General features: G+C 73.1%; 21 protein-coding genes, 1 tRNA gene and 1 pseudogene. 11 read left to right on the plus strand and 12 right to left on the minus strand.

What is annotated here, in order from left to right:
• Positions 1-52 precede the first annotated feature (52 nt).
• Complete coding sequence (locus OG737_RS24310; RefSeq protein ID WP_328928263.1) at positions 53-2,113, plus strand: phosphocholine-specific phospholipase C; 2,061 nt, start codon at positions 53-55, stop codon at positions 2,111-2,113.
• Here the strand turns inward: OG737_RS24310 and OG737_RS24315 are convergent.
• The 3 genes from OG737_RS24315 to OG737_RS24325 all read right to left on the minus strand — a co-directional run bounded on the left by OG737_RS24315 (position 2,100) and on the right by OG737_RS24325 (position 3,813).
• The gene (locus tag OG737_RS24315) at positions 2,100-2,804 is read right to left on the minus strand and encodes a hypothetical protein (protein ID WP_328928264.1); all 705 of its coding nucleotides are present in this window, start codon (positions 2,802-2,804) and stop codon (positions 2,100-2,102) included. The two genes, OG737_RS24310 and OG737_RS24315, sit on opposite strands and share 14 nt — an antisense overlap.
• A gap of 79 nt (positions 2,805-2,883) precedes the next feature.
• A tRNA-His gene (locus tag OG737_RS24320) sits at positions 2,884-2,956 on the minus strand.
• Between the two features lie 74 nt (positions 2,957-3,030).
• Positions 3,031-3,813: a glutamine amidotransferase-related protein gene (locus OG737_RS24325; protein ID WP_328928265.1), complete on the minus strand. Its 783-nt coding sequence runs from the start codon at positions 3,811-3,813 to the stop codon at positions 3,031-3,033.
• An 87-nt stretch (positions 3,814-3,900) separates the two neighbouring features.
• Here OG737_RS24325 and OG737_RS24330 point away from each other — a divergent pair, with 87 nt between their 5' ends.
• Complete coding sequence (locus tag OG737_RS24330) at positions 3,901-4,746, plus strand: LysR family transcriptional regulator (RefSeq protein WP_328928266.1); 846 nt, start codon at positions 3,901-3,903, stop codon at positions 4,744-4,746.
• Positions 4,743-5,885 (plus strand): aminopeptidase P family protein, encoded by a 1,143-nt coding sequence (locus OG737_RS24335; RefSeq protein ID WP_328928267.1) that lies wholly within the window; start codon positions 4,743-4,745, stop codon positions 5,883-5,885. Before OG737_RS24330 ends, OG737_RS24335 begins: the two co-directional genes overlap by 4 nt.
• 6 nt (positions 5,886-5,891) lie before the next feature.
• On the opposite strand, the gene treZ is transcribed toward OG737_RS24335, so the two are convergent.
• Positions 5,892-7,640: a malto-oligosyltrehalose trehalohydrolase gene (gene treZ, locus OG737_RS24340; protein ID WP_328928268.1), complete on the minus strand. Its 1,749-nt coding sequence runs from the start codon at positions 7,638-7,640 to the stop codon at positions 5,892-5,894.
• 110 nt (positions 7,641-7,750) lie between these two features.
• Here treZ and OG737_RS24345 point away from each other — a divergent pair, with 110 nt between their 5' ends.
• Together OG737_RS24345 and OG737_RS24350 are read left to right on the plus strand one after the other, a co-directional pair.
• Positions 7,751-8,314 (plus strand): DUF1707 and FHA domain-containing protein, encoded by a 564-nt coding sequence (locus OG737_RS24345; RefSeq protein ID WP_328928269.1) that lies wholly within the window; start codon positions 7,751-7,753, stop codon positions 8,312-8,314.
• Positions 8,315-8,363: 49 nt separating this feature from the next.
• Positions 8,364-8,864, plus strand: a complete 501-nt coding sequence (locus OG737_RS24350) for a GNAT family N-acetyltransferase (protein ID WP_328928270.1) — start codon at positions 8,364-8,366, stop codon at positions 8,862-8,864.
• Between the two features lie 26 nt (positions 8,865-8,890).
• Here the strand turns inward: OG737_RS24350 and OG737_RS24355 are convergent, their stop codons facing one another.
• Both OG737_RS24355 and lpdA read right to left on the minus strand, forming a co-directional pair.
• On the minus strand, positions 8,891-10,159 hold the full coding sequence (locus OG737_RS24355) for a M14 family zinc carboxypeptidase (protein WP_328928271.1): 1,269 nt from the start codon (positions 10,157-10,159) through the stop codon (positions 8,891-8,893).
• Positions 10,160-10,296: 137 nt separating this feature from the next.
• Positions 10,297-11,709: a dihydrolipoyl dehydrogenase gene (lpdA, locus tag OG737_RS24360; protein ID WP_328928272.1), complete on the minus strand. Its 1,413-nt coding sequence runs from the start codon at positions 11,707-11,709 to the stop codon at positions 10,297-10,299.
• Positions 11,710-11,792: 83 nt separating this feature from the next.
• Between lpdA and OG737_RS24365 the strand changes: the two genes are divergently transcribed.
• Entirely contained in the window at positions 11,793-12,680 is an 888-nt protein-coding gene (locus OG737_RS24365) for a LysR family transcriptional regulator (protein WP_405677974.1), read from the plus strand.
• Here the strand turns inward: OG737_RS24365 and treY are convergent.
• Positions 12,648-14,972, minus strand: coding sequence for a malto-oligosyltrehalose synthase (gene treY, locus OG737_RS24370; RefSeq protein WP_405921962.1), 2,325 nt, complete (start codon positions 14,970-14,972; stop codon positions 12,648-12,650). The two genes, OG737_RS24365 and treY, sit on opposite strands and share 33 nt — an antisense overlap.
• 82 nt (positions 14,973-15,054) lie before the next feature.
• On the opposite strand from treY, the gene OG737_RS24375 reads away from it, so the two are divergent.
• Complete coding sequence (locus OG737_RS24375; RefSeq protein ID WP_328928275.1) at positions 15,055-16,404, plus strand: MFS transporter; 1,350 nt, start codon at positions 15,055-15,057, stop codon at positions 16,402-16,404.
• On the opposite strand, the gene glgX is transcribed toward OG737_RS24375, so the two are convergent.
• Positions 16,389-18,503, minus strand: a complete 2,115-nt coding sequence (gene glgX, locus OG737_RS24380; RefSeq protein ID WP_328928276.1) for a glycogen debranching protein GlgX — start codon at positions 18,501-18,503, stop codon at positions 16,389-16,391. The two genes, OG737_RS24375 and glgX, sit on opposite strands and share 16 nt — an antisense overlap.
• A 274-nt stretch (positions 18,504-18,777) precedes the next feature.
• On the opposite strand from glgX, the gene OG737_RS24385 reads away from it, so the two are divergent.
• The 3 genes and pseudogenes from OG737_RS24385 (at position 18,778) to OG737_RS24395 (ending at position 21,151) form a co-directional block, all read left to right on the plus strand.
• Positions 18,778-20,037: an SAV2148 family HEPN domain-containing protein gene (locus OG737_RS24385; protein ID WP_328928277.1), complete on the plus strand. Its 1,260-nt coding sequence runs from the start codon at positions 18,778-18,780 to the stop codon at positions 20,035-20,037.
• A gap of 104 nt (positions 20,038-20,141) precedes the next feature.
• Positions 20,142-20,372: pseudogene (locus OG737_RS24390) on the plus strand (exonuclease domain-containing protein); the annotation flags it as partial.
• A gap of 65 nt (positions 20,373-20,437) precedes the next feature.
• The gene (locus tag OG737_RS24395; RefSeq protein ID WP_328928278.1) at positions 20,438-21,151 is read left to right on the plus strand and encodes a 3'-5' exonuclease; all 714 of its coding nucleotides are present in this window, start codon (positions 20,438-20,440) and stop codon (positions 21,149-21,151) included.
• A gap of 9 nt (positions 21,152-21,160) precedes the next feature.
• On the opposite strand, the gene OG737_RS24400 is transcribed toward OG737_RS24395, so the two are convergent.
• Entirely contained in the window at positions 21,161-22,774 is a 1,614-nt protein-coding gene (locus tag OG737_RS24400) for a S1 RNA-binding domain-containing protein (RefSeq protein ID WP_405922445.1), read from the minus strand.
• 598 nt (positions 22,775-23,372) lie between these two features.
• Entirely contained in the window at positions 23,373-23,933 is a 561-nt protein-coding gene (locus OG737_RS24405) for a TetR/AcrR family transcriptional regulator (protein ID WP_328928280.1), read from the minus strand.
• Between the two features lie 98 nt (positions 23,934-24,031).
• Between OG737_RS24405 and OG737_RS24410 the strand changes: the two genes are divergently transcribed.
• Positions 24,032-24,661: a DUF2867 domain-containing protein gene (locus tag OG737_RS24410; protein ID WP_405921963.1), complete on the plus strand. Its 630-nt coding sequence runs from the start codon at positions 24,032-24,034 to the stop codon at positions 24,659-24,661.
• 19 nt (positions 24,662-24,680) lie between these two features.
• On the opposite strand, the gene OG737_RS24415 is transcribed toward OG737_RS24410, so the two are convergent.
• Entirely contained in the window at positions 24,681-25,298 is a 618-nt protein-coding gene (locus OG737_RS24415; protein ID WP_405921964.1) for a hypothetical protein, read from the minus strand.
• Entirely contained in the window at positions 25,298-26,152 is an 855-nt protein-coding gene (locus OG737_RS24420; RefSeq protein WP_405921965.1) for a phosphotransferase enzyme family protein, read from the minus strand. Before OG737_RS24420 ends, OG737_RS24415 begins: the two co-directional genes overlap by 1 nt.
• Positions 26,153-26,218: the final 66 nt, after the last annotated feature.

Raw genomic sequence — 26,218 nt, forward strand, 5'->3', positions numbered from 1 at the left:
CTGTCCTTGGGGCGCCCCTCGACACCCCCTTACCCGCAGAGGTCGTCACGCCATGGCAGAACTCAATCGCCGCAGGTTCCTGCAGATCGCAGGCGGCACCGCCGCCGCCGCGATGCTGAACGAGAGCATCGCGCGGGCCGCGGCCATCCCGGCCCAGGGAAGCACCGGCACGATCCAGGACATCGAGCACATCGTCGTCCTCATGCAGGAGAACCGGTCCTTCGACCAGTACTTCGGCGCGATGAAGGGCGTACGGGGCTTCGGCGACCCGCGGCCGGTCCTCCAGGACAACGGAAAGCCCGTTTTCTACCAGTCCAACGGGACAAAGGACATCCTCCCCTTCAACCCGCAGGTGGGCGACCTGGGGATGCAGTTCGTCGAGGGCCTCAACCACGACTGGGCCGGCGGCCACCAGGCCTACAACAACGGCAAGTACGACAAGTGGGTGCCGGCCAAGACGGCCACCACCATGTCGTACATGACCCGGAACGACATCCCGTTCCACTACGCCCTCGCCGACGCCTTCACCGTGTGCGACGCCTACCACTGCTCCTTCATCGGTGCCACCGACCCGAACCGCTACTACATGTGGTCCGGCTGCACGGGCAACGACGGAGTGGGCGGCGGGCCGGTCCTCGGCAACCAGGAGGCCGGGTACGGCTGGAAGACGTACCCCGAGCGCCTGGAGTCGGCCGGGGTCTCGTGGAAGATCTACCAGGACATCGGCGACGGCCTGAACGCGGCCGGCTCGTGGGGCTGGATCAGCGACGCCTTCCGCGGCAACTACGGCGACAACTCGCTGCTGTACTTCAACAACTACCGCAACGCCGCGCCCGGCAGCGCCCTGTACGAGAAGGCCCGCACGGGCACCAACGTCAAGGCGGGCGACGGTTACTTCGACCGGCTGCGCGCCGACGTGACGAACGGCACTCTGCCGCAGGTCTCCTGGATCGCCGCCCCCGAGGCCTTCAGCGAGCACCCGAACTGGCCGGTGAACTTCGGCGCCTGGTACATCTCGCAGGTCCTGGACGCGCTGACCGCGAACCCGGCGGTGTGGGCGAAGACCGCCCTGTTCATCACCTACGACGAGAACGACGGCTTCTTCGACCACGTCGTCCCGCCGTACCCGCCCGCCTCCTCGGCCTGGGGCCTGTCCACGGCGGACGTGTCCAAGGACCTGTACTCCGGGGGCGGCGGCTACGCGGCCGGCCCGTACGGCCTGGGCCCGCGCGTCCCGATGATCGTGGTCTCCCCGTGGAGCAAGGGCGGCTACGTCTGCTCCGAGACCTTCGACCACACCTCGGTGATCCGCTTCATGGAGAAGCGCTTCGGCGTGCAGGAGCCCAACATCTCGCCGTGGCGCCGCGCCGTCTGCGGAGACCTGACCTCGGCCTTCGACTTCAGCCAGGCGGACGCGACCCCCGCCGCCCTGCCCTCCACGGCGGGCTACATCCCGCCGGACCACAACGCCCACCCGTCCTACCACCCGGTGCCGCCGGCCACGGGCACCCTGCCCAAGCAGGAGGCCGGCTCCAAGCCGACCCGCGCCCTGGGCTACAGCCCGTACGTGGATGGCAAGGCCACCGTCTCCACGGGCAAGTTCACCCTGACCTTCGCCAGCGGTTCCGCCCTCGGCGCCCACTTCCACAGCACCTCGGGCAACCGTACGGACGGCCCCTGGCCCTACACGGTCGAGGCGGGCAAGACCCTCTCGGACACCTGGAGCACCAGCAGCTCCACCGGCAACCAGATCAACCTCACGGTGTGGGGCCCGAACGGCTTCCTGCGCACCTGGAAGGGCCCGGCGAAGAAGGCCGGTCCCGAGGTCACGGCCCGCCACGTGGACGCCGCCGGCAACCTGGCCCTCACCCTGACGAACCCCGGCTCGGCCGCGGTCAACCTCACGGTGACGAACGCCTACGGCGGCGGGGCCCAGACCTTCAGGGTCACGCCCGGTGCCACGGTCTCCCACACGGTGGACCTGCGCACGGCGGGCCGCTGGTACGACGTCACGGTCGTCTCCGACGCGGACGCCACCTTCCTGCGGCGGTTCGCCGGCCACGTGGAGACGGGCGCCCCGGGCATCTCCGACCCGGCGATCAAGACCGTCTGACCCGGTCCTCCGGTGCGCGCAGCAGCCGCCGTTCCAGGACCGGCAGGTCCTGGGGGCGGTGGCTGCGGGCGTGCCGGAGCAGCAGGTCGCGGGAGGTGTCCCCGACCCGGCGCCGCTTGGGGTGGCGGGTGGTGAACTCCTCGCTCACGAAGAACCGCACGGCCCCCTCCAGCCCGGCCCGGTCCGTCTCCCGCACCGCCCACGCCAGTTCGTCCGTGGCCGCACCGGCCAGCAGCCGCTGCGGACCCCGCTCGGCGAGCAGCCAGGCCGCGTCCCGGGGCTCCTTCCTCACGGCGCCCATCCAGCTGAACACCACGCCCAGTGGCACTCCCCGTGGCAGGTCCGGTTCCTCCTCGCCCGCGGCGAGGGCTTCTGCGTACGCCCGCAGCCCCGCGGGCGCCGCGGCCGCCCAGCGGGCCCGGTGCCGGGCAGGGATGCCGTCGGGGGACAGCGGGTCGAGCAGCCGGATCCACTCGGGGGTGACGACCACCCTTCCCGAGTCCTCCCAGCACATGCACTCGAACTCGTCGGCGCCTTCCTCGCGGTGGGGCGGCTGCAGGGCTCGGACCTCGGCGGCCTCCGCCGGGTCGCCGATCTCGTACGACCGGGGATGGTGCGGGTGTACGGCGCCGTCGACCCGGGGAAACGAACCACCCATGATCAGCGGCTCTGTGCGCGATGTCGGTTCCACCGGGTGATGGTAGGCCGGGCGGACATGCAAAAGCCCGTGGGGGTACGAGGAAAACCTCGTACCCCCACGGGACCGAAAGGGTGAGTGACGGGACTTGAACCCGCGGCCACCTGGACCACAACCAGGTGCTCTACCAACTGAGCTACACCCACCACGAAGGGCGGCGGACCGCCCGTTCGATGTGCAAGCACAGCATAGCCGATCAGACGGGTGGTCCCGCGACGCGTTATCCGGCGGACCGGCTGCCCGCGAGGGTCGCGGCCAGCCGGCCGGAGACGCTGTCCGTGCGGCGGGCGGCGTGCGCGACGGCGGCCGCGGCGAAGGCCCGGATGATCGGGTGCGGCCGCGTCCCGTCCCCGTGCAGCTCCGGCTGGAAGAGCGTGGCGAGGAAGAAGGGGTGGCCGGGCAGCTCGGCGATGCGCACCTGCCCGTCCTCGTCGTGGCCCGAGAGCCGCAGCCCGTGCGCGGCGAGCGCCGGCAGGTGCCGGGGCGAGGGTCCGTAGTTGCAGTGGTAGCGCTCCATCGACCGCTCCGCGCCCAGCGCGGCCTCGGCGAGCGAGCCCGGCTCGGTCCGTACGAGGCCCTCGTGCCCGACGAGCGAGCAGGCCAGCGGCGTGATCACCGGGTCGGCGGCCCCGGGGTCGTTCTCGGCGTGCGCCGCGTCGCCCTGCCCGCAGACCGTACGGGCGTACTCCAGCAGGGCGTGCTGGAAGCCGCCGCAGGTCCCGAGGAAGGGGATGCCCTCCTCCCGGGCCACCCGGATCGCGGCCAGCACCCCGGCCTCGCTGGCGTACGGGCTGCCGGGCAGCACCCACACCGCGTCGAAGCGGGCCGGCGTCCCGACGGCGGCCTCGGCCCCGGCGTCGCCGGTGGGGATCCAGTAGGCGTCGAGGACCAGTCCGTCCCGGGAGGCGAGGGCGTCGAGGAGGACCGGGATGCGGGTGTGGGACTTCACGTGCGGGGAGCGGTCGCCGACGAGGGCGATCCGGGCGATCGGTGCGGTGGTCATGCCGTTCATGGTGATCCCGGACCCCACTTCAGCGCCAACGATTGTTCCTGCTGGATCGATAAGCAGTTCTGATGACACCCTGATCACATGGACCCGCACCTGCTCCGCACCTTCGTCGCCGTGGCCCGGCTCTCCTCCTTCTCCGCCGCCGCCCGCGAGCTCGGCTACACCCAGTCCGCCGTGTCCCAGCACATCGCCGCACTGGAGGGGGACCTGCGGACCGAGCTGTTCACGCGCCGGCCCGTGGCACCCACCCCGGCCGGGGCGCGCCTGCTGGAGCACGCCGGACCGCTGCTCCTGCGGCTCGACGCCGCGCGGGCCGACGTCCTGCGGCTGGCCGCCGCTCCGCCCGGGCGGATCACCCTCGCCGCGTCCCCGCTCGCCGTCGGCCCCCGGCTGCTCGCGGCCCTGCCCGCCACCGGGGTCACCCTGCGGGTGCTGCCCCCGGTCGAGGTGCCCGCCGCCGTCGCCACCGGGGGCTGCGACCTCGGGCTCGTGGACGGCCCGGCCGCGCCCAGCGATCCGCTGCGGCTGCCCGACGTGGCCCCGCTCACCGTGACGGGCGTCGGCGAGGAGGAACTGGCCGTCCTGCTGCCCGACGGGCACCCCTTCGCCGGGCGGGCCGGCGTCCGGCTCGACGATCTCGCCGACGCGCGCTGGCTCGATGCCCCCGGTGTCGGCCTGCCGCTGACCGCCGCCCGCACCGGCGCCCGCTACGACGGCACCGACGTGCTCGCCCTGTGCGCCCTCGCGGCCGCCGGGCACGGCCTCGTGCTGCTGCCGCGCCGCGTCGCCGAAGCGGCCGCGGCGGGGGTCGCCGTACCGCTGTCCGCGCCCCGCCTGGTGCACCGTACGGAACTGCTCTCGCCCGGCGCCCCGACCGGCGCGGCCGCTGCCCTCGCCGTGCGGCTCACGGCAGGATCACCCGTATGACCCATGACACGGACAACGCCGCGGGCCCCGCCCCCTTCACCGCCGCCGACTACGCCGCCCGGATGGCCGCGGCCGCCGAGACCGCCGCCGACGCGGGCCTCGCCGGACTGCTGATCGCCCCCGGGCCCGATCTCACGCACCTCACCGGCTACCGCCCCACCGCCGAGACCGAGCGGCTCACCCTGCTCGTGCTGGCCGCCGGGCAGGAGCCGGTGCTCGTCGTGCCCGCCCTGGAGGCCCCGGACGCGGCCAAGGCACCCGGCGCCGCCGCGCTGTCCCTGCGGGACTGGACCGACGGGAAGAACCCGTACGCGGTGACCGCCCCGCTGCTGGACGCGGCCGGGCGCTTCGGGGTGAGCGACAACACCTGGTCCCTGCATCTCCTGGGACTGCAGCGGGAGTTGCCCACCACCTCCTACGTCCCGCTCACCGACTCCCTGCCCATGCTGCGCGCCGTGAAGGACGCGCGGGAGCTGGAGGCCCTCGCCGCGGCGGGGGCGGCCGCCGACGCCGCCTACGCGCAGATCCTCCATCTCCCCTTCACCGGACGGCGGGAGACCGATGTCGCCGCCGAACTGGCCTCCCTGCTACGCGTGCACGGCCACTCCCAGGTCGACTTCACGGTCGTCGGCTCCGGACCCAACGGGGCCAACCCGCACCACGAGGCGGGCGAACGGGTCATCCAGCACGGCGACATGGTGGTCCTCGACTTCGGCGGGCTGCACCACGGCTACGGCTCGGACATCTCCCGTACCGTGCACGTGGGCGAGCCGAGTGCCGAGGAGCAGCGCGTCCACGACATCGTCCGCGAGGCCCAGCAGGCGGGCGTGGCGGCGGTCCGGCCGGGCGTCTCCTGTCAGGAGGTCGACCGCGCGGCCCGCGCGGTGATCACCGAGTTCGGCTACGGCGACCGGTTCATCCACCGCACCGGCCACGGCATCGGCGTCACCACCCACGAGCCGCCGTACATGGTCGAGGGCGAGGAGCAGCCCCTCGTGCCCGGCATGTGCTTCTCCGTGGAGCCGGGCATCTACCTGCCCGGCCGGTTCGGGGTGCGCATCGAGGACATCGTGACCGTCACCGAGGACGGCGCGCGGCGCTTCAACCACGCGCCGCGCGAGCTGGCCGTCGTCGAATAGCGGTCCTCACGGGCCGAGCACGACCGCCGACTCGCCCGGCAGGTGGATCCGCCCGTCCGGGCCCGGGTGTTCGAGGGGCTCCCAGGCGGCCAGCACCCGCACCCCGTTGCGGCCGAGCGCGATCGTGGCCGGCTCCGGGGAGAGGTTCACGGCCACCCGTACGTCGCCCCGCCGGAAGGTGAGCCAGCGGCGCTCCTCGTCGTAGGCGACCCGGACCGCCGCGAGGTCCGGGTCGCGCAGGTCCGGGTGGGCGCGGCGCAGCGTCACGAGGGTGCGGTACCAGTCCAGCAGGCGGGCGTGGCCGGCCTGCTCGGGCTCCGCCCAGTCCAGGCAGGAGCGGTCCCGGGTGGCCGGGTCCTGCGGGTCGGGGACTTCTTCGGCCTTCCAGCCGTGCGCCGCGAACTCACGGCGCCGGCCGCTCCGTACCGCCTCGGCCAGCTCCGGGTCGGGGTGGTCCGTGAAGTACTGCCACGGGGTGCCCGCGCCCCACTCCTCGCCCATGAACAGCATCGGTACGAACGGCCCGGTCAGTGCCAGCGTCGCGGCGCACGCCAGCAGCCCGGGGGAGAGCGAGGCGGCGAGCCGGTCACCGAGCGCCCGGTTGCCGATCTGGTCGTGGGTCTGGGTGTAGCCGAGGAAGCGGTGGGCCGGGGTTCGGCGCCGGTCCACGGGCCGCCCGTGGGTTCGGCCGCGGAAGGAGGACCAGGTCCCGTCGTGGAAGAAGGCCCGGGTCAGGGTCTTGGCGAGGGCCGCCAGCGGGGTTTGGGCGAAGTCGGCGTAGTAGGCCTGGGACTCGCCGGTCAGCGCGCAGTGCAGGGCGTGGTGGAAGTCGTCGTTCCACTGGGCGTGCAGGCCCAGGCCCCCGTCGGCGCGCGGGGTGGTGGTGCGCGGGTCGCAGCGGTCGGACTCGGCGATCAGGAACAGCGGCCGGCCGGTCTCGGCCGCCAGCTCGTCCACGGCCGCGGCCAGCTCCTCCAGGAAGGTCAGGGCCCGCCCGTCGGCCAGCGCGTGTACGGCGTCCAGCCGCAGCCCGTCGATCCCGTAGTCGCGCAGCCAGGCCAGCGAGCTGCCCAGGAGGTAGGCGCGCACCTCGTCCGAGCCGGGCGCGTCCAGGTTCACCGCCGCGCCCCACGGGGTGTGGTGGGTGTCGGTGAAGTACGGGCCGTAGGAGGGCAGGTGGTTGCCGGAGGGGCCGAGGTGGTTGTGGACCACGTCGAGGACCACCCCCAGCCCGGCGGCGTGCGCGGCCGCCGTGAAGCGGGCCAGCCCGGCCGGGCCTCCGTACGGCTCGTGCACCGCCCAGGGGGCGACCCCGTCGTACCCCCATCCGTGCCTGCCGGGGAACGGGCAGACGGGCATCAGCTCCACGTGCGTGACGCCGAGGGCGGTGAGGTGCCCGAGGCGGGCGGCGGCGGCGTCGAAGGTCCCCTCGGGGGTGAAGGTGCCGATGTGCAGCTCGTACAGGACGGCGTCCTGGAGCGGGGTGCGCACCGGCCCGGCCCCCGGCGCGGGGAGGGCCTCGAAGTCGACCACCGCCGACAGGCCACCCGGCCCGTCCGGGAGCCGCCGGCCGCGCGGGTCCGGGCGGGGGGCGCGGTCGCCGTCCAGCAGGAACCCGTACCGGCTTCCGTCGGAGGCCGGGGCCTGGGCGGTCCACCAGCCGTCCCGCTCCGGATCGCGCGCCATGTCGTACGTCACGTCGTCGAGTCGCATGGCGACGTGACCTGTCAGCGGTGCCCACACCTCGAACTGCACGGACGTTCCCCTCGTCTCCGGCGGTGTCCAGCATGCGTATCCTGCCCATCATTCCGGGCGTGGCGGGGGAGTTCTGGACACTCCGGCCCCGACGGGCCGACAATCACCCTGTGACGTCGAGTTTTGAGTTCCCACCCTTCCCCGCGCCGCGGCTGTCCGATGCCGAGCGCGACCGGGCGCTGGGCCAGCTGAGAGAGGGCGCTGCCCTCGGCAAGCTGTCCCATGACACCTTCATGCGCCGGATGGAACTCGCCCTGGTCGCCCGCCGCTCCGAGGACCTGGCCGTCCTGACCGCAGACCTCCAGACACGCGAGGAAGCGACAAGTCCGTGGACCCGTCGGCTGTTCGGCTGGGTGGGGCGGGTCTCCGCCGTCTCGGTCGGCGTCCGGCGTGCCTGGGCCGCCGAGAAGCTGCCCAAACTGCTGCTGCCGCACCCGAGTGCGGCGGCCCTGCGGATCGGCCGCGACCCCGGCAACGGGCTGCGGCTCAGCCACGAGACCGTCTCGCGCGCGCACGCGGAGCTCAGCCTGCAGGGCGGGATGTGGGTGCTCAAGGACCTCGGCTCCACCAACGGCACCACGGTCAACGGGCGTCGCGTGACGGGCTCCGCGGTGGTCCGCGACGGCGACCAGGTGAGCTTCGGGAAGATGACCTTCCGGCTGTCGTCGAGCTGAGGCCGAGGGCGGCCCCCGCCGTGCCGCGCCGTGGCCCAGGATGGCGGGCATGGAACACAGCGCCGAACACACGCCCGTCGTACGCCGCGCACGCGTCGGGGACCTGCCCCGCCTGGTCGAACTCATCCACGAGCACGTCGCGTACGAGAAGTCGGCCCCGCGGCCGCCGGACCTCGCCGAGCGGCTCGGGCCGCAGCTGTTCGCCGAAGGGTCCTCGGAGGCACCCCCAGCGGTGGCCGGGGGAAAGTGGGTGCTGCTCGCCGAGACCCCGGACGGCGCGGTCGCCGGATACGCCGCCTGCTCGGCCGAGTTCGCCTTCTGGGACGCCCGGCACTACCTCCACATGGACTGCCTCTACCTGGCCGAGGAGGCCCGCGGCCACGGGCTCGGCGCCGCCCTGATGGACGGCGTGCGCGGCCTCGCCCGCGAGCTCGGCCTCGACCAGGTCCAGTGGCAGACCCCCGACTGGAACGAGGGCGCGATCCGGTTCTACGACCGGCTCGGCGCCACCGGCCTGCCCAAGCGCCGGTACGGACTTGACGTGGACTAGGCCGTCCCAGGTCGTCCTAGGTCGCCCTAGGTGGCCCGCTCGGTCGCCGTGAGGCGTTCGTACGTGGCCAGGACGGTCCGGGACTGGTGTTCCACCTGGGTGGCCACCGGGACCCAGCGGGCCTGGAAGCGGGCCGCGAAGTCCTCGCACCACCCCGTGACCAGCCGGTCCAGCCCGGGCGCTGCCGGGTGGCCCTGCGTGCGCAGCACCCGCAGCAGCATCGCGGCGGCGCGCAGCGACATGCGCCGCCCGAAGGCGTCGATGCTGGCGATGTACGCCGCCGTGGCCTCCGTGGGAGCCGCGGGGCCGGTCCACTCCGCGGTGATCCGGGGGATCAGCGCGAGCGTCCAGTCGACCGCGCGCAGCAGGGCCGCCGCGGCCGGGTCCGCGTACGGCGGCGGCCCGGGCGGGATCCCGTCACGGACACGGGCGACGAGCGCGGAGTCGCCGTCGAGCCGCGCCGCCAGCATCCGCAGGGCGCGGCGCGGGTCGGGGTGCGGGGCCGGGTCGTCCACCAGGTCGGAGGCCCACATGGGGACTTCGACGATCGCGGTGGTGCCGGCGTACCGGTGGGGGTGGTACCAGGTGCTGAGCCGGGTGTCCTCGGGGTGGAAGGCTCCGGCTGCCCCGCCCCCCGGCTGCGGTATCACGAAGATCCCGGGCCCGGGGGAGGGCCAGCCCGCGGCGTCCGAGGCCCCGTTCTCCACCGGGATGCGCAGCTCGGCGGCCGATTTGCCGAAGGGTTCGGCGAGGCCGGGTACGTCCCGGGTGAGCTGGACCCAGGAGCCGCCGAGGTCGGTGGCGTGCAGGGAGGCCTGGAGGACGGGCCGGAGTTCGTCGATGAGGCCGGTCAGGGCCAGGGTCTCGGGCGGCAGCCGGTCCGGGGCCAGTAAAGACGGCGCCCACTCGGGCTGTTCGGGTCCGGGGGGCCGGTAGAAGTGCCGGTGGTAGTCGAGGAGCGAGTACGGGCGGGGCGTGCGGTGCAGGTCCGCGCCGTCCGGGTCGGCGCAGAGCAGGAAGTGCCAGCCGCAGCCCGCCCGCGGGGCCGGCTCGCGCAGGAGGCGGCGGGCGAGGGAGAGGACGGTGGCGCCGCCGACGGGCTCGTTGGCGTGGGCCCCGGCGACGACCAGGACGTTCTGCCCGGGCCCGGCAGGGCCGACCGCGTCGACGGAGAGCAGCCAGAGGGGCTGCCCGGCCCGCGAGGTGCCGACCTGACGGATCCGCACCTCGCGGGGGTGTTCGTCCGCGAGTGCGCGGGCGGCCAGCGCGAGTTCGCGCGGTGTGGGATAGCACATGTCACGGAGGATGGTCACAAGGGATGCCATGCCCGCCGGGCCCGCCGCCTACTGCTCCGCGGCTCCCGTACTTCCGTCCGGGAGGGCCCCGGGCGGGGCGTGAAGCGTGCGGAACCGCTGGACGGTCCGGCCCGGGGTCACTGCTGGTGCAGGCCGCGGCCCGACAGGGTCAGGAAGGCCTCGCCCACCGCCTCCGACAGCGTCGGGTGGGCGTGGACGTGCCGGGCCACATCGCCCGGCTCGGCGTCCCAGCCCACGATCAGCTGGCTCTCCGCGATCATCTCCGAGACGTGCGGCCCCACCAGGTGCACCCCGAGCACCCGTCCGCCCCGCTCCGCGACCACCTTCACGGTGCCGCCCTGCCCGTGCACCATCCCCTTGGCGACCGCCGTCAGCGGCATCGAGTTCACCACCACGTCGTAGGCCGAGGCCCGGGCCTGCTCCTCCGTCAGGCCGACGGCCGCGGTCTGCGGCGCCGAGTACGTCACCCGCGGCACCGCCGCGTAGTCCACCGGAACGGTCGCGACTCCCGCCAGGGTCTCCGCCACCAGCAGCCCCTCCGCGAAGGAGGCGTGCGCCAGGCCCAGCGACGGCGGCGGCAGCAGGTCGCCCACCACGTGGATCCCCGAAACGGCCGTCTCCAGCCGGGACCAGTCGGCCGGCTCCACGAAACCCCGCCCGTCGGTGGCCAGCCCGGCCGCCGCGAGGTCCAGCCCGTCGGTGACCGGGACCCGGCCGACGGCCACGAGCAGCCGCTCGGCCGTCAGCTCCCGCTGCTCCCCGCGCGCGGTGCGCACGGTGGCCCGTACGATCCCGTCCTCCACCACGGCCCCGTCCAGCCGGGCCCCCGTCCACACGTCGATGCCGCGCTTCTTCAGGCCCCGCGCCAGATGCCGGGACACGTCGGCGTCCTCCAGCGGAACCAGTCGGTCCGCGGCCTCGACCAGCGTCACCTCCGCGCCCATCGAGCGGTGGAACGAGGCGTACTCCACGCCGATCGCCCCGCCGCCCAGCACCACCACCGACGCGGGCAGCCCGGGAGCGAACAGCGCGTCGTCGCTGGTCACCACCGTGCGCCCGTCGGGCTCCAGACCGGGCAGGGTGCGCGGACGGGACCCGGTGGCCAGCACGATCCCCCGGGCGGCGGTGAACTCCCGCCCGTCCGCGGTCCGGATGGACCGCGGGCCGGTCAACCGGGCGCCGCTGCGCACCACACGCACCCCCGCGTGTTCCAAGTGCCCCTCCACACCCTTGTGGTTGCGGGAGACGATGTCGTCGCGGGTGGCGGTCAGAGCCGCCCAGTCCACGGACTCCACGCGCGCCCGCACCCCCCACCGCTCGCGCGCCTCGGCTATGCCGTCCACGAGTTCGGCCGCGTGCAGCATGGCCTTGCTGGGGATGCAGCCGCGGTGCAGGCAGGTCCCGCCGACCTTGTCGCGTTCCGCGAGCAGGACGCTCAGGCCGAGGGCCGAGGCGCGCAGGGCGGTGCTGTAGCCGCCCGTACCGCCACCGATCACGATCACGTCCACCGTGCTGTCGTCGTTGGTCATGTATCCAGCCTGGCCCGCCCGTTCGCCGCGGTCCAAGGAAATGATCTTCTGGAGTCCATGCACGTTCTCTATGCTTCCCGGTCATGACTCTGCGCCAGATGGAGTACTTCCTCGCCGTCGTGGAGGAGTCCTCCTTCACCCGGGCCGCGGACTCCCTCCACGTCACCCAGCCCGCGCTGTCTCACCAGGTCAAGGCCCTGGAGCGGACCGTCGGCGGCGCTCTGCTGGAGCGCATGCCGCGCGGCGTCCGGCTCACCGCCATGGGCCGCGCCTTCCTGCCGCACGCGCAGCTCGCCGTCCACAGCGCCCGGCAGGCCGAGCGGGCCGCCCGCGCCGCCGCGGGCGTGGCCGGCGGCGAACTGCACGTGGCGACCGTCCACGCGGTGGCCGTCGGACTGCTCCCGGGCATCGCCGCGCGCTGGCGCGCCGAGCACCCGGGGGTGTCGCTGGTGCTGCGCGAGTACGGCTCCACCGAGGCCCTGGAGGAGCAGCTGGAACGGGGTGTCGCCGACGTCGCGGTCGGCCCGGAGCCCAAGGAGTGGACCGGACCGCTGCTCCGGGTCGGCCGGGAGGAACTCGTCATCGTCGTCCCCTTCGACGACCCCCTCGCCGGCCGGGCCGCCGTGCGCCTGGGCGAGCTGGCCGACCGTGACTGGATCCGCTGCGCCATGGAGCCGGTCGTCGAGGGCCGGCTCGTCCTCGACCGGGAGTGCGGCACGGTGGGCTTCACCCCGCGCACGGTGCTGCGTACGGAACACACCTCGACGGCCGTACGGATGGCGGCCGCCGGGGTGGGCGTGGTCATGGCCCCGGCCCACATGGTCCGGGGCGCCGTCGGCGAGGACTGCGTGCTGCTGTCGCTCGACCCCCCGTGGCACCGGCCGCTGGCCGTCTTCTCCCGGGTCCGGCTGACCGGTGCGGCGGAGGCCTTCGCGGACCTAGTCGTCGCGGAGCAGGACCCGCACGGGTGACAGGGCCAGTAGGTCCGCCAGGTCCGCCTCGCCCTCGTAGGCGAGGCCGGACGAGTTCCCGTCCATGTTCCCGTCCGTGTTCCCGTCCGCGTCCCCCCGGCCGCCGGGCAGGCCCGGCAGCGGGGTCCACCGGCCCGGCGGCAGCGGCAGGGCGGTCCCGCGCCAGCCTCCCGATTCCGCCAGCCGGTGCGAGAGGCGGGTGGTCACCGCCACCAGGCCGGGCGAGCGGGTGAAGGCCAGGCAGTGCTCCGCCGCCGCGCCCCGGGCCGGGAGCGGGGCGTAGCCGGTGAACAGCCCGGGCCGGGCCCGGCGCAGCCGCAGCAGGGCGGCCGTCAGCGCCAGCTTCTCCTCGGCCGGGCCGTCCGGGGCGGTCCCCGCGTCCAGCCGGGCCAGCGCCTCCCGCGGGAAGCGGACCGGGCGCCGGTTGTCGGGGTCCACCAGGGCCCGGTACTCGGTCTCGGCGCCCTGGTAGACCTCCGGGACCCCGGGCATCGCCAGGTGCAGCAGCGTCATGCCGAGCAGATTGGCGCGGGCCGCCTCCGCGAGGTCAGCGGGCAGGTCGAGCGGGCCGGGGGCGTACCCGGCCACGGTCGCCTCGTAGTCCTCGTCCCGGTCGGTCCAACTGGTGCGCAGGGCGGCCTCGCGGACCCCCTTGAGCAGTGCCTCGGCCAGCCGGGGCGCGGCCTGCGGGACCTGACCGAGGCCCAGCGCGGTCTGCCGGGCCGTCCACGCCAGCCGGGGATCCGGGCCGGTGACCGCTCCCATCGGCCCCGGCGCCTGCGACAGCACCGAGATCCGGGCCCGGACGTCCGCGCTGCGCTTGGTGTCGTGCGTGGACAGCACCGTTCCCGACCCGGGCCAGTCCCGGTCCAGGCGGGCGCAGTACGCGTGGAACTCCGCGGCCGGCACGGCCGGCCGTCCCGGATCCCCGCCGACCTCGGTGGCCGACAGCAGCGGCGCGTACCGGTAGAAGGCCCGGTCCTCCAGCGACTTGGCGCGCAGCGCGGCCGAGGTCTGGGCGAAGCGGGCGGCGAAGGCGGGATCGCGCAGCAGCAGCTCCCGTACGCCGGCCACCGCGGCCGGACCGTCCGGACCGGCCGCCGAGGCCGCCCGCTCCATGGCCCGCGGATCAGGCCCGTCATCGCCGGGATACGGCCGGTAGACCGGATAGGCGATCAGCAACTCCCGTACGGCGTCCGCCAGTTCCGGACCGGCCTGGCGCTCCAGCGCGCCCAGCTCGGCGGCCAGGTCACCGGTCAGCACCTCCCGCGCGCATGCCTCCGCCGTCGGCTCCCACTCCGGGGACGCCGTCGACTCCTCGTACCGCCCGGCCAGTTCGGCGGCGCCCGCCGGGTCGGTGAACACCCCGTCCACCCGGTACAGCGCGTCGTAGCCGGTGGTCCCCGCCACGGGCCACGCGGGCGGCAGCCGCTCGTGGGGGGCCAGGATCTTCTCCACCACCACCCAGCAGTGCGGCCCCGCCGCCGCCCGCAGCCGCCGCAAGTACCCCTCCGGGTCGGCCAGTCCGTCCACGTGGTCGATCCGCAGCCCCTCGGCCACCCCGTCCCGGACCAGCTCCAGCACCTTCGCGTGGGTGGCCGTGAAAACCTCCGGGTCCTCCACCCGGACCCCGATCAGCTCCGAAATGGTGAAGAACCGCCGGTAGTTGAGGGCGGTACGGGCCTCCCGCCACCAGGCGGGCCGGTACCACTGTGCGGCCAGCAGCTCGGGCAGCCCCAGCCCCGCGGTGCCCTCCCGCAGCGGGAACTCCTGCTCCCCGTAGCGCAGCACCGCACCGTCGGCCCTCAGGTCGCAGGACTCCACGGGCCCGGCGAGCACCGGCAGCAGCACCTGGCCGCCGCCCGCCTCCCAGTCGATGTCGAACCAGCGCGCGAACGGCGAGTCCGGCCCGTCCCGCAGGACCTCCCACAGCGGCCGGTTCAGCCGCAGCGGCGCGGGCACCGCCATGTGGTTCGGCACGATGTCGAGCACCAGGCCCAGCCCGTGCGCCCGGGCGGCCGCGCCGAGCGAGCGCAGCCCGGGCTCGCCGCCCAGCTCCTCGCGGACCCGGGAGTGGTCGGTGACGTCGTACCCGTGCGCCGAGCCGGGCACGGCCTCCAGCACGGGGGACAGGTGCAGGTGCGACACGCCGAGCGAGGCGAGGTACGGTACGGCTGCCTCGGCCGCCGCGAAGGGGAACTCCGGGCGCAGCTGGAGACGGTAGGTCGACGCCGGAGTGACAGGTGTCGGAACATCAGATTCCGATTGGACGCTTGACTGCGGCTGGCTCATGAGAACGTACGTACCCAGCCTGCCGGATTCCGTGCCATTACCCAATGCATCCGGGTGACTGCGCCGGGTTAACGTTGATCAAGTGGTTGGAACCGTCAACACCTATCGAAGAGTCATCGCCCTGACCGGGCCCCTACTCCCGCTCGTCTCATTCCTCGCCCGACTGCCCGTCGCGATGTCCCAGTTCGGAAGCGTCCTGCTGGTCGCCCAGACCAGCGGATCCCTCGCCGCCGCCGGCATCGTCGGAGGCACCCTCTCCGCCGGGCAGGTGGTCTTCGGCCCCGTCCTGGGCCGGCTCGCCGACCGCCACGGGCAGCGGCCCGTCGTACTCGGCGCCGCGGCCGTCAACGCCGTCGCGACCGCCGCTCTCGTCGCCGGGGCCCTGGGCGGCCTCGGCACCGTCCCGCTCGCCGCGATCGGCGCCGTCACCGGCGCCTCCGTACCGCTGATCGGACCGCTCGCCCGGACCCGCTCCGTGGCCCTGGCGCACCGCGCCGAGTCCGACGAGAGCGTGGTGGGCGCCGTCCACTCGCTCGAAGGCACCCTGGACGAGGTCTCGTTCGTCTTCGGACCCGCCCTCGTCGGCCTCGCCGCGCTCGTCGCGCACCCGGCCGTCGCCCTCGGCGGCGCGGCCGCACTCGTCGCCGTCTTCGGCACCGCCTACGCACTGCACCCCACCGCCGCCGTCACCGGGGGCACCTCCGGACGGGGTCCGGGGGAGCGGGGCGCGCGGGCGCGTACGAAGGGGGAGCGGGCCCGGCAGCCGCGCGTGGTCCACGCCGTCCGCGGCTCGCTCGCCCTCCAGGGCGCCATGTTCGGCGCCTGTCAGGCCGGAATCGCCGCGCTCACCGCCCAGTTGGGCGTCCCGGGCCAGGCCGGGATCGTCTACGCGGCCATGGGCGTCGTCAGCGCCGCCGTGGGCCTGGCACTCGGCGCGCTGCCCGCGCGTTTCGGGCTGCGGCTGCGCTGGCGGGCCGCCACGGGCGCCGCGCTGGTCCTGTCGGTGCCGCTGCTGTTCACCGACACCCTGTGGCCGCTGTACGCGGTCGTCACCGTGCTCGGCGCGGCCTACGCACCGCACCTGATCACCGCCTTCGCGCTCACCGAGCGCGTCGTGGAACCCGCCCGGCTCGCCGAGGCGATGGCCTTCGCCGCCAGCTCGCTGGTTGCCGGCCAGGCCGTCGCGCTCGCCGTCTCCGGGCGGCTCGCCGAGTGGTACGGGCCCGCCGGGGCCTTCTCCGTCGCCGTGGGGGCGGCCGCCCTGGCCCTGACCCTCGCCCTCGTCACGCGCGTGCCGTCCGCCCGCACCCGCGCCAAGGCGTTCATCCCCGCGCAGCAGACCGTCTCCCCGGCCGAGAAGGAGACCGGGGAGAGCGCGGACACCGGGGAGGAGCCCGCCGTCGACGGGAACGGCAGCTACGCCGGGCGCTGAAGCAGCACCAGGCACCGTCCCGCCAGCGCCACCCGGTCCCCGGCCGCGTACTGCGGCCCGGTGCCGGGTGGCAGCACGTCCGGCCGGGCGGTGTCCACCACCAGGCGCCACTGCGCCCCGTGCCCCGCCGGAATGGTGAAGTCCTGCGGATCGGCGCCCGCGTTGAACATCAGCAGGAACGAGTCGTCGGTGATCCGCTCCCCGCGGCTGCCCGGCTCGGAGATCGCCTCCCCGTTCAGGAACACCGTCAGCGCCCGCGCGTGCTGCGCCTGCCAGTCGCGGGCCCGCATCTCCTCGCCGTGCGGGGTGAACCAGGCGATGTCGGAGAGCTCGTCGTGCGTGCCCTCCACCGGCCGCCCGTGGAAGAACCGGCGCCGCCGGAAGACCGGGTGGTCGCGGCGCAGCCACACCATCCGCCGGGTGAACTCCAGCAGCGCGGGGGCGGGTTTGCCGGGTTCGGGCCACTGCACCCAGGACAACTCGTTGTCCTGGCAGTACGCGTTGTTGTTGCCGCCCTGCGAGCGCGCGAACTCGTCGCCGTGGCTGAGCATCGGCACGCCCTGCGACAGCATGAGCGTCGCCGTGAAGTTGCGCATCTGGCGTTCGCGCACCTCGACGACCTCCGGGTCCTCGGTCGGCCCCTCCACCCCGCAGTTCCACGACCGGTTGTGGGTCTCGCCGTCCCGGTTGCCCTCCCGGTTGGCCTCGTTGTGCTTCTCGTTGTACGAGACCAGGTCGTTCAGGGTGAAGCCGTCGTGGCAGGTGGTGAAGTTGATGGAGGCCAGCGGTCGCCGCCCGTCGTCCTGGTAGAGGTCCGAGGAGCCGGTCAGCCGTCCCGCGAACTCCGCCAGCGTGCGCGGCTGCCCGCGCCACAAGTCCCGTACGGTGTCCCGGTACTTGCCGTTCCACTCGGTCCACAGCGGCGGGAAGTTGCCCACCTGGTAGCCGCCCTCGCCCAGGTCCCAGGGCTCGGCGATCAGCTTCACCTGGCTGACCACCGGATCCTGCTGGACCAGGTCGAAGAACGAGGACAGCCGGTCCACCTCGTGGAACTGGCGCGCCAGCGTCGCGGCCAGGTCGAAGCGGAAGCCGTCCACGTGCATCTCGGTGACCCAGTAGCGCAGCGAGTCCATGATCAGCTGGAGGACGTGCGGGGAACGCATCAGGAGCGAGTTCCCGGTCCCGGTGGTGTCCGTGTAGTGCCGGGGATCGTCCGCCAGCCGGTAGTACGAGGCGTTGTCCAGCCCGCGGAAGGACAGGGTCGGGCCCAGGTGGTTCCCCTCGGCGGTGTGGTTGTAGACCACGTCGAGGATCACCTCGATCCCGGCCTCGTGCAGCGCCCGGACCGCCGACTTGAACTCCAGCACCTGCTGGCCGCGGTCACCCGAGGCGTAGCCGTTGTGCGGGGCGAAGAAGCCGATGGTGTTGTAGCCCCAGTAGTTGCTCAGCCCGTCGTTGACCAGCCGGTGGTCGTTGACGAACTGGTGCACCGGCATCAGCTCCAGCGCCGTCACCCCGAGCTTGGCCAGGTGCCCGATGACCGCCGGGTGCGCGAGCGCCCCGTACGTGCCGCGCAGCTCCTCCGGCAGGTCCGGATGCCTCATCGTCAGGCCCTTGACGTGGGCCTCGTAGAGCACGGTGTGGTGGTACTCGTGGCGCGGCGGCCGGTCATTGGCCCAGTCGAAGTACGGGTTCACCACGACCGAGCTCATGGTGTGCGGGGCGGAGTCCAGGTCGTTGCGGGAGTCGGGCCGGCCGAAGTGGTAGCCGTACACCGCCTCGCCCCAGTCCACGCTGCCGCTGATCGCCCGCGCGTACGGGTCGAGCAGGAGCTTCGCCGCGTTGCAGCGCTTGCCGCGCTCCGGCGCGTACGGGCCGTGGACGCGGAACCCGTAGCGCTGGCCCGGCATGATGCCGGGCAGGTACGCGTGCCGGACGAAGGCGTCCGTCTCGCGCAGCTCCACCGCGGTCTCCGAGCCGTCGTCGTGGAGGAGGCACAGCTCGATGCGTCGGGCGGCCTCGGAGTAGACCGCGAAATTGGTGCCGACGCCGTCGTAAGTGGCGCCGAGCGGATACGCCTGTCCCGGCCAGACCTGCATAGATAACGACTCTTCCCATTCTGCCCCGGCTGATCCGGCTGGACCACGTCCCTGCCAGATCTTCCCCGAAAGAGGGTCCTCACGCGTGGACTTGGGTGGGTCCCTCCGGGTGACCCGGAGGGCTGATTTGCGGCTCTGCGGACTGTGTGGGGATCGGATAATGCGTCAACGGACGGTCGCTGTAAGGGCCATCGGGCTGCAACGGGTCGCGCGCGCGGAGTACCCTTCCGTGATCACTGGAGACGGGCGTCCAGACGCAGAAGGCGGTGCACGGGTGAGCTCGGGAGGTCTGGAGCTGCCCCCTGGTGACAACGGTCACGAGGGCGGCCCGGCGGACGCCGCAGGTGCGACACCCGCAGGAGTGCCGGCCGGGGCGGTGTCGCTGGCCCCGCAGGCGACCGGGAGCGCACGGGCCGGCGCCGAGCTGGACTGGGGCGCGGAGACCTGGAGCGAGGTCCGCACGCGGGCGCAGCGGGCGGGTCGTGCGTACATCTGGCTCAATCTCATCGAGCAGCGGCTGCGGTCGGTGGTCGGCGCGGTGCTGCGGCCGGTCTACGAGCCGGTGCACGGCGGGGACGACTGGGTCGTCGCCGCCGCCGGGCCCGCCGGGCAGGAGTGGGTGCAGCGGGCCGTGGCCGTGCGCGAGGTCAGCCGGCGCAAGGGCTATCTGCTCGACTCGGCCGACGACAACGTGCTGAGCTTCCTGACGCTCCCCCAGCTACGGGAGCTGATGGTCCAGCACTGGCCCTGCTTCGAACCGTATTTCGACGACCGGCGCGAGATCGAGCTCGCGCTGGACGAGCTGGAGGTCACCCGCAACGTCGTCTCCCGCAACCGGGCGCTGTCCCGGCCGGTACTGGAGCAGGCGGAGCGGGCCTCGGCGCGGCTGCTGGAGGTACTGGGCGGGGGCTCGGGCAGCCCGTCGGCGGACCGGCTGCCGATCGACGCCGTCGAGGACCTGGTGGGCGACCGGTACGCGGACGTCATCTCGGTCCATCCGGACCGGGTGCGGCTGCAGCGCCAGCTCCCGGCGGAGGACCTCTTCGGGGGCGCGCGGCGGCTCGACGCCATCGGCATAGGGCTCAACCTGCTGGTCCAGAACTTCTCGGGCCGAAGACTCGTCCGGCTCACGGAGGCCGGCTGCCGGGTGCGGCTGCTGTTCCTGAACCCGGCGAGCAGCGCGGTCAAGCGGCGCGAGCGGGAGCTGGGGCTGCGCAAGGGAGAGCTGAGCCGCTCGGTGGAGATGAACATCCTGCACGTCCGCCGGGTCCGCGCGGGCCTGCGCGATCCCTCGCGCTTCGAGATCCACGTGTTCGACGAGACCCCGCGCTTCACGGCCTATCTGGTGGAGGGCCAGTCCTCGGGCATCGCGGTCGTCCAGTCCTACCTGCGCCGGGCACGGGGCATGGAATCCCCGGTCCTGGTCCTGCGCGGCGGCGGCCGCGGCGTCCCGAAGGACGCCGACCACGGACTGTTCACGACGTACCGCGAGGAATTCGAATCGGTGTGGGAGGACTCCCGTCCGGTTTCGTGACGGGGGGTGTCCGAGCCGTGGCCCCCGGACCCGGCGGACGGTTTGTCAGTGGCCCGTGGCAGGCTGAAAGCCGTTGACCGAAGGTGTAGGGGGGAAGGCGCGTGATGGGGGACTGGTACGGCGGTGTGCTGATCGGGTTCGACCTGGAGACGACCGGCACGGAGCCGGGGGAGTCGCGGATCGTGACGGCGGCGGTGGTCGAGGTACGGGGCGGCGAGGTGCGCGGACGGCGCGGCTGGCTCGCGGATCCCGGGATACCGATCCCGGACGAGGCCGCGGCGATCCACGGGATCAGCACCGAGCGGGCGGTCGCCGAAGGCCGCCCGGCGCGGGAGGCTCAGGTGTCCCGAGGCGAAGCGGGGCGCCGGCCGGTAGCCCACGCCGGAATGGGGGGCGCGTGATGAGCTGGATCAGTGGGCCGTTGGTGGCCTTCGACCTGGAGACCACGGGCACCGACGTCGAGACCGACCGCATTGTGACGGCGGCGGTCGTGCGCCTGGATCCAGCCGGAGCCGTCTCTGCTGAACGGACCTGGCTGCTGAATCCTGGGGTAGCCATACCCGAGCAGGCGTCGGCGATCCACGGCATCTCGACGGAACATGCCCGCGAGCACGGGGTACCGGCTGCTTCCGCCATCGAGGAGATCGCGCAGGCCGTCGCCGAAGGGCTGCGCTCGGGGACGCCTCTGGTGGTGATGAACGCACGCTACGACCTGTCGTTGCTGGACCGCGAGTGTCGGCGCTACGAGGTCGAGTCGATCAGCGACCGGCTGGGCAGTGTGCCTTCGCCCGTCATCGATCCGCTGGTGATCGACAAGCACGTCGACAAGTACCGGAAGGGCAAGCGGGCGCTCCACGCGCTGTGCGCTCACTACGGCGTGTCGCTCGATGACGCGCACGACGCGAGGGCCGATGCCGTGGCCGCCGCCCGCGTGGTCCGACGCTTGGGTGAGAAGCACCAGCCCGTCGGCCTGATGCCATTGGCGGATCTGCATGATCTCCAGGTGCGCGCGGCGGCTGAACAGTCGGTCTCTTTGCAGGCCTATCTGCGGCGTACCGCGGATCCGACGGCAGTCGTCGAGCCGGCCTGGCCGCTCATTCCCCGGGGGCGATGACCGTGCTGGTCAGGGCTCTCCGGGCGCGAAAGCCTGCAGGTGGGAGAGGGTGATCCGACGCCGTGGAAGGTCGACGCCCACGATCTTCACGGTGAGGCTGTCTCCGACCTGAACAACATCCTCGGGCCGGTCCAGGTGTCCTTCCGCCAGCTCGGTGAGGTGTACCAGGCCTTCGAAGCCGTCCTCTCTCTCTTCGACACGGACGAAGGCGCCGAACGGCGCGAGTTTGGTCACGACTCCGTTCGTGATCTGGCCGACCTGTTGTACGAACTGCGGCATCGGATCCTCTTGCAATGCCTTCAGGGACAGCGACACACGCTCGCGCACCAGGTCGACGTCGAGGATCTCGGCCGAGATTTCCTGGCCGACGGAGACGACGTCGGAGGGGTGGTCGAAACGGCGCCAGGACAGCTCGGGAATGTTGATCATCGCGGTGACGCCGCCGATGTCCACAAAGGTCCCACCGAAGCTGGCGATCTCCACCACCGTGCCGGTGCAGATCTGCCCACGGCGGAGAGTCTTCATAAAGGCCCAGTTCCGGTCGCTCGGCGTCGGCTCGGTCCTCCACCGCGCGCGGAGGACACCGTCGCTGTCGGGCAAGACCCCGGTGAACAGCGGGTGGCGTTCGTCGAGGGCCAAGGACAGGGCAGTAGCGGCACGGGCGCCTGCCACCCGGGCGGCCAGTTCCCGGTACTCGGACTCGTCGGCCGTCGTGCTGGAGACAACCCCGTTCTCGTCCTCCCACACGAATTCCACCGGCCCTTCGTCGGGAAGCGAGGCGAGGACCGCGTCGACATCGGCTGACAGGTCCGGCCAGACGGTCAACCGGGCACGAGGGGCGAGCCGGGCGCGGACCTCATCGAGGGTGCCCCCGGTGAGACGATGCCAGCGGGAGGCATTGTGGAGGTACCCCTCCTCCAATATCGCTGCGTGCCGCACGGCGAGGGACCAGCGCAGACGGGCCCAGAAGTCCTCGTCCGCGGGCCGCTGTACGCCGGGCTCGTCGAAGTCCGCGTCGTAGGGCGAGGCGTCCAGCCGCTCCGGGAAGAGACCGAGAGCCCGGGTATGGGCAAAGGCGTGCTCGCAGGGCTCGTCGCTGCTGACGTAGACGTACTGGTCCCAACCGACCTGCACGGCGAACTTGTCCTCCACCTCCAGACGGCACCAGGCACCGCTGTCGCGGAGCATGCCCCTGACCAGTTCCAGGCCGAGGGAGAGGGGCACCTCGGCACCGTCGTGGAACCCGCTGAGGTCGGGTGGGAAGAGCCCGGCAAGACCGTGGCCGTCGATCGTCGGCTCCAGGCCGAAGTGGGCAAGGCCGGGGATCCCCGGCTCACGTATGGCCAGATGGTCGATGCCGGTGTCCTCGGCGAAGGCGGCAATCGCTTGCAGATAGGCGGCCTCGACCGGTCCGTGGTCGCTGGTCGGGTCCTCATCGCCTATGTAGCTGCCGTGCTCGTCGCGGTCGGCAGGGTCGTACTTGGTGATCCGGTAGACGAAAGACGTCACGTTGCTCCCCCGTGGTTGTTGACGATGCTCGCTCACCGACCGATCTCGTGATCGGGAGCGCAGGGCGGGACGGGCCGGCGCATCGCCGCCTTCGAGGATGGCCATCGAGATCACCTTCTGCAAGCGGGATACCGTGCCGCATCAGGTCGAATCGATCAGCGGCGATCGATGTGAGTGGCGCGATCGCTTCGGTCGGCTGCCTTGGAGAGACGCCGGTTCTCCAGTGTGAGGATTGTCGATTCCCTTGACCACACTGGTGATGCCACCCAAGTGCTGACGCAGAGCCGTGCGCTGGAGGTCGGAGAGCCCCACGAAGGCCAGGCCGGGTTCGGTGTCGCCGCGTGCCGCTTCCCGCCCTGGGCGACGTCGGGCGGTGATGGTCGGGTTTCCGCAGCGCTCGGGGCGGCAGTTCCGGGGATGGGCTGGTCCGTGCCCAGCGGTTCGGCACGGGGCCGTCTCGGGCTGGTCGTAGCAGTCTGCACGTGGGCGAACTCGTTGTCGGTCCGCGCGCCGGAGCCTCTTCGGCGGCGACTTCCGCACGGAATCCGGAGGGTGAAGCCCCGGCGCACCCCTCGAACATGGCCACGGAAAGGTGCCGTACGGGATCATCCCGGCGACCGTGCCGTAAGGACGGTGGGGCCGGACGCGGTGATCGACACGGCCTGGCCGCTGAGGGGTCTGGTTCCGGCGGGCGCCTGACCGTGCGCGGCGGTTACCGCAGGAGCCAGTTGCGAGTCAGTTCCATGACCTCCGCGCGGCTGCGGCCGCCGTGGTCGGCGGCGACGACGTAGCTGCCGATCCGCACGGAGAAGGTGAGCATGGAGCGGACCTCGACGTCGTCCTCGTCGGGGCAGAACTCGCCGAACAGCGAACGCAGGTAGTCCATCCGCCGGTTGTCGGCGCGCCGGAGCCGCTGCGCGACGGCCTCGTCGCGCCGGGCCCAGTCGCGGATCGCGAGGTCGACCGCCACGCCCGTCATCGGCTTGTCCCCGTACGAGGCGACGATCGTGAACAGCCGGTCCAGCTTGGCCCGCGCGTCCCCGCCGCCGCTCTCGACCCGATCGATCACGGCCTCGGTGACCTCGCGCTCCCACGTGTCGAGCATCTCGGTGAGCAGCGCGCCCCGGTTGCGGAAGTACCCGTAGAAGCCGCCCTTGCTGACGCCGAGCGCCTGCGCGAGCGGCTCGATGCGGACGGCCTCCGGGCCGCCGGCGGCCAGCGCCCGCAGCCCCTCCTCGATCCATGTGCCGCGAGGCGTGCGCGCCGTACCCATGATGTGTCTCCGCTCACGTGTGTCCCCCGTCTATACGGTGCCGTATAGGCGGGTGCTAGCCTTCTTCTATACGGCATCGTATAGATAGGGGCTTGCTCATGAGACTCCCGAAGACCGCGCACACCTCCCGTCCCTGGCGGATCCACGAGATCGCAGGCGACTTCCGGGTCGAGGACGTGTGGGCGCTGCCGACACCAGGCGGTCCCGACGACCTCGCACATCTCGTGGACCAGTTCGCGCAGGGCAAGGGGGAGCCCATCGACTCCCCGGTGGGGCGCGCGCTCTTCGCGATCCGATGGAAGCTCGGGGCGCTGTTCGGCTGGGACAAGCCCGAAGACGGCGTCGGCGGCCGGCTGTCCACGCTGCGGGACCGGCTTCCGGCGGACCTCCGCGAGGGTTCCAGGGGGCCGGACCTGACGGCGGTTCCGTTCACCTCCGTCTACCAGACGCACGACGAGTGGGCGGCGGAGATGGGCAACCGGACCGTGCACGGGGTGATGCACATCGGCTGGGTCCCGGACGGGGCGGGCGGCTACCGCGGCCAGATGGCCGTCCTGGTGAAGTCCAACGGACTGTTCGGCGCCCTGTACATGGCGGGCATCAAGCCCTTCCGGTACCTGGGGGTCTATCCAGCGCTGTTGCGGGGAATCGGACGCGGGTGGCAGGAGCACGCCGCCGAAAGGTCCGCGGGCTCGGCGGGCTCGGGCTCGGTCGGCTCCGCGGGCTGACCGGATCCGGCGGCCGGGCCTACGCCGCCGCCCACTCGTCGGTGTACTCGACGTGGATGTCCCGGGCGCGGGCGTCGCCGCAGCGCACCTGCGCGCAGCAGTGCCCGTGGCGGGAGCCGTCGCGGACGTGGCCGGGGCCGTCCTCGGCCACCCGCCGCAAGACGTCGGCGGCCTCGTGGAACACCTTCGCACTGCCCGTCACGAAGAGGGTCCCGGCGTGGATGTGCTGGCGCAGCACGTCACGGTTCTCCGCGTGGTGCAGGGCCGCGAGGCTGGTGCCGGGCTCGGGGACGGACAGCTCGACGCTGCGCGGCCGGCCCGGGCCGAGCCGTCCCCGCAGCTCCTTCCAGCGCGAGGGGGCGAACTGGAGCGAGTGGTGGAGCAGGACGAGGTCGAGCCCGCGTGATGCGGCGTCCGGGCGGGAGCCCCGCAGGGGCAGGTGGATCAGCGAGCGCGGCGAGGAGGCGGCCAGGGTCCACAGCCCGGCCATGAGCCGGGCGGCCTCCTGGTCGACGTAGGCGTTCAGGTACCAGGAGTCATCGAGGAGCACCGCGCGCCGCGGCGGCCGGGCCGGGCGGATCACCTGGAACTCCTCCGTGCCGAGGCGGGCCCGGTGGACGGTCAGGGACAGCTTCATCAGAACAGGCTCCAGCGCGCTTCCCGGTCGCCCTCGCGCAGGGAGGCGACCCGGCGGCGGAATTCGGCCAGGGCCCTCGGATTGGTGGGGGCGTGCTGGGAGACCCAGGCGCAGCTGGCCGTCTCACGGGCCCCGCGCAGCACCGCGCAGCCCTCCCAGTCGCGGACGTCCCAGCCGTACGCCGTCACGAACGCCTCGTAGGACTCGGCGGGCAGGCCGTACCGGTCGCGGGAGAGGGCCATCACCACCAGGTCGTGTTCGCGCAGGTCGGCCGATACGGTCTCCAGGTCGACCAGGACCGGGCCGTCCGGGCCGACGTGCACGTTGCGGGGCAGGGCGTCGCCGTGGATCGGGCCCGGGGGCAGGTGCGGCACGAGCCCGGCGACCTCACCGGCGTAGGCGTCGCGACGGGCTCGCAGGTACGCGGCGTCCGCCGGATCGATGGCGTCCGCGGCCAGCCGGAGCCAGCGTTCGACGCCGCCCAGCAGGTCCCGCGCGGCCAGCGGGAACGGCGGAGCGGGCAGGGCGTGGAGCTGCCGCAGCAGTACGGCGAGGTCCTCGGGGCCCGCGGGGCGCACCGCGCCCGGGAGCCGGTGCCACAGCGTCACCGAGTGCCCGGCCACCAGCCGTGCCTTCGGTTCGGCGGCGCGGACCGCCGGGATCCCGGCCTCCGCCAGCCATTGCGCGACGGCCAGTTCACGCCCGGCCCGGCCGAGCAGCGCCGGGTCCGCGCGGCCCACCTTCACGACCAGGTCCCCGGCCGCGAAGACCGCGTTCTCGCCCAGGGCCAGCAGCGCGGCGCCATCGTCCAGGCCGGCCTGCGCCAGTACGTCCCTGGCCCGCGCCTCGTCCATGTCGTTCTCCGGATCCGGATCGTCGTGAATGCGCCAAGTCTCCCATCCGGGTGTGCGATGCATTGA

Origin of the sequence: Streptomyces sp. NBC_00122 (assembly GCF_045160845.1) — a bacterium.
GTDB lineage: Bacteria > Actinomycetota > Actinomycetes > Streptomycetales > Streptomycetaceae > Streptomyces.

Bases quoted from the DNA above. Each gene is read 5' to 3' on its own strand.
- OG737_RS24310 (WP_328928263.1), top strand. From the start codon at position 53: ATGGCAGAACTCAATCGCCGCAGGTTCCTGCAGATCGCAGGCGGCACC.
- OG737_RS24325 (WP_328928265.1), bottom strand. From the start codon at position 3,813: ATGACCACCGCACCGATCGCCCGGATCGCCCTCGTCGGCGACCGCTCC.
- OG737_RS24330 (WP_328928266.1), top strand. From the start codon at position 3,901: ATGGACCCGCACCTGCTCCGCACCTTCGTCGCCGTGGCCCGGCTCTCC.
- OG737_RS24335 (WP_328928267.1), top strand. From the start codon at position 4,743: ATGACCCATGACACGGACAACGCCGCGGGCCCCGCCCCCTTCACCGCC.
- OG737_RS24350 (WP_328928270.1), top strand. From the start codon at position 8,364: ATGGAACACAGCGCCGAACACACGCCCGTCGTACGCCGCGCACGCGTC.
- OG737_RS24355 (WP_328928271.1), bottom strand. From the start codon at position 10,159: ATGTGCTATCCCACACCGCGCGAACTCGCGCTGGCCGCCCGCGCACTC.
- lpdA (WP_328928272.1), bottom strand. From the start codon at position 11,709: ATGACCAACGACGACAGCACGGTGGACGTGATCGTGATCGGTGGCGGT.
- OG737_RS24365 (WP_405677974.1), top strand. From the start codon at position 11,793: ATGACTCTGCGCCAGATGGAGTACTTCCTCGCCGTCGTGGAGGAGTCC.
- treY (WP_405921962.1), bottom strand. From the start codon at position 14,972: ATGAGCCAGCCGCAGTCAAGCGTCCAATCGGAATCTGATGTTCCGACA.
- glgX (WP_328928276.1), bottom strand. From the start codon at position 18,503: ATGCAGGTCTGGCCGGGACAGGCGTATCCGCTCGGCGCCACTTACGAC.
- OG737_RS24395 (WP_328928278.1), top strand. From the start codon at position 20,438: ATGAGCTGGATCAGTGGGCCGTTGGTGGCCTTCGACCTGGAGACCACG.
- OG737_RS24405 (WP_328928280.1), bottom strand. From the start codon at position 23,933: ATGGGTACGGCGCGCACGCCTCGCGGCACATGGATCGAGGAGGGGCTG.
- OG737_RS24410 (WP_405921963.1), top strand. From the start codon at position 24,032: ATGAGACTCCCGAAGACCGCGCACACCTCCCGTCCCTGGCGGATCCAC.
- OG737_RS24415 (WP_405921964.1), bottom strand. From the start codon at position 25,298: ATGAAGCTGTCCCTGACCGTCCACCGGGCCCGCCTCGGCACGGAGGAG.
- OG737_RS24420 (WP_405921965.1), bottom strand. From the start codon at position 26,152: ATGGACGAGGCGCGGGCCAGGGACGTACTGGCGCAGGCCGGCCTGGAC.